The sequence below is a fragment of the Longimicrobium sp. genome (assembly GCA_036389135.1).
Lineage (GTDB): Bacteria > Gemmatimonadota > Gemmatimonadetes > Longimicrobiales > Longimicrobiaceae > Longimicrobium.
In genome coordinates, this window is record DASVQP010000088.1 from 1 (window position 1) to 2,048 (window position 2,048).

Annotated in this window: 2 protein-coding genes; one reads left to right on the forward strand and one right to left on the reverse strand. The window is 72.5% G+C overall.

The genetic code is table 11. From position 1 onward, the window contains the following. The coding region (locus VF584_20085; protein HEX8212487.1) for a transposase at nt 1-597 on the reverse strand (597 nt) is incomplete at its 3' end. A 128-nt stretch (nt 598-725) separates the two neighbouring features. Between VF584_20085 and VF584_20090 the strand changes: the two genes are divergently transcribed. Then, the gene (locus tag VF584_20090; protein ID HEX8212488.1) at nt 726-1,769 is read left to right on the forward strand and encodes an IS110 family transposase; all 1,044 of its coding nucleotides are present in this window, start codon (nt 726-728) and stop codon (nt 1,767-1,769) included. Nucleotides 1,770-2,048 lie beyond the last annotated feature (279 nt).

Genomic DNA, 2,048 nt, shown 5'->3' on the forward strand with positions numbered 1-2,048 from the left:
GAAGGCGCCGTCCAGCACCGCCTCGCGCAGGCTCGGCCAGGCCTGCTTGCCCGGCGTCAGCGCGTCCAGGCAGTCCCGGTCCTGCACGTTCGCGGGCACGACGGCCACGGCCAGCCAGGTGCCGTCCGCGTCCACCAGGGCCACGCGCTTGCGCCCGAGCACCTTCTTGGCCGCGTCGTAGCCGCGGGGGCCGCGCACGGGGATGCACTCGACGGATTGGGTGTCGATGACGGCCAGGCGGGGCTCGGGCTTGCGGCCCGCAGCGCGGCGGCGCAGCCCCGCGACCTGGCGCAGCAGGGCCTCGAACAGGCCCAGCCCCAGCCAGCGCCGGAGCCAGCCGTAGGCCGTGCGCCAATGCACCAGGCCGGAGGGCAGCGCCCGCCAGGCCCCGCCCACCCGCAGGTGCCAGGCCAGCCCGCGCACCACCGCCGCATAGGGCGTCGCCCGCGCGCTGCGCGGCGGGTCCGCGCGCTCCAGCCACCGCGCCACCTGGCCGACGGCGTGCATCGACACAACCTCCTTCAGGCGCGCGTCGTGCCGCGCCCGATGCGCCTTGGTCCACATCTTCCCTTCACCCCGCCCCGCCGGGCGGATCATGGTTTCACCAGGGATCAGATGGGGATCGGGCGCAGAGGCGCACTCAAACAGCTGGGGTGGACGGCCCCCAACGGCATCGATTTGCCAAGGTGCGGTCGTCAGGATCCGCATCAAGGGAGCCGCCCGCGATGAGCATCAGCATGATCGGCATCGACACCGCCAAGTCCATCTTCCACCTCCATGGCGTCGACGCGCGGGGCGAGGTCCAACTCAAGCGCAAGCTGCGGCGCGACGAGCTGGTCGCCTTCTTCGAGCGGCAGCCGCGCTGCACCGTGGTGATGGAGGCGTGCGGTGCAGCCCATCACTGGGCTCGCGTGCTGGGCGGGCTCGGCCACGAGGTGAAGCTGATCGCGTCCGAGGCGACGAAGCCGTTCGTCAAGCGGGGCAAGAAGAACGACCCGGCGGACGCCGCGGCGATCTGCGCCGCCGCGTCCCGGCCCGACGCGAAGTTCGTCGCCGTGAAGAGCCTGGAGCAGCAGGGCGTCCTTGCCCTGCATTCGGTGCGGTCCCTGCTGGTCAAGCAAGAGACCATGCTGGCCAATGCCATGCGCGGGCTGGCAGCCGAGTTCGGCCTGGTCGTGCCGAAGGGCATGGACAAGCTCGAGGAGCTGGTGGCGCTGGTGGAGGAGGACGAGGGCATTCCGGAGCAGGCACGCAAAGCCTTCGTTGAACTGCGCGAGCGCCGTCGCGCCACGGCGGAGCGGATCGAGGGCCTGGAGCGGCGGATCGTCGCGCACGCTCGGCACGACGACACGGCTCGACGCCTGGCCACGATCCCCGGCATCGGGCCGATCACCGCCTCGCTGACCGCGGCCACGGTCGGGGACGGCATCGGGGGCTTCAAGAGCGCGCGGCATTTCGCGGCCTGGCTGGGGCTGGTGCCGCGCCAGCACTCGAGCGGCGGCAAGACCCGCCTTGGCCGGATCACCAAGGCGGGCAACCGGGAGATCCGGACGTTGCTGGTGCTCGGCGCCACCTCGATGGTGTGCCGCGCCGGGCGGTGGAACAGCGCCGCGGGGGCGTGGGTGCGGGGGCTGCTGGAGCGGCGTCCTGTTCGGCATGTGACGGTGGCCCTGGCCAACAAGATGGCGCGCATCGCCTGGGCGGTGATGGCGCGCCACGAGGTCTACCGCGCGAGGGGCGGCGTCGCGCCGGCCGCGCCAACGGCGTGACGCACGGGCGCGCATGGTAGGCGGCGGGCGCGAGCCCGCACGATCCGGCGGCAAGCGCTGAACGGCGTGATGGGAAGGGCTGCAGGTCGAGCAGTTTCAGGCAAAGGCCGGTGAGAGTCGTGTGCCTCGAGCACGCCGAACAGCTTGGCGCCTGACACGCATGCGCACACCCATGATGGCCAGCCAGCGGCAGGTGCCGCGCAGCAGGCCGGACATAAGGGCGCGGCTGACCGGACCTCCCACGCACGCCGGTTGCCGCTTCACGCAGGGCCGGGTTCC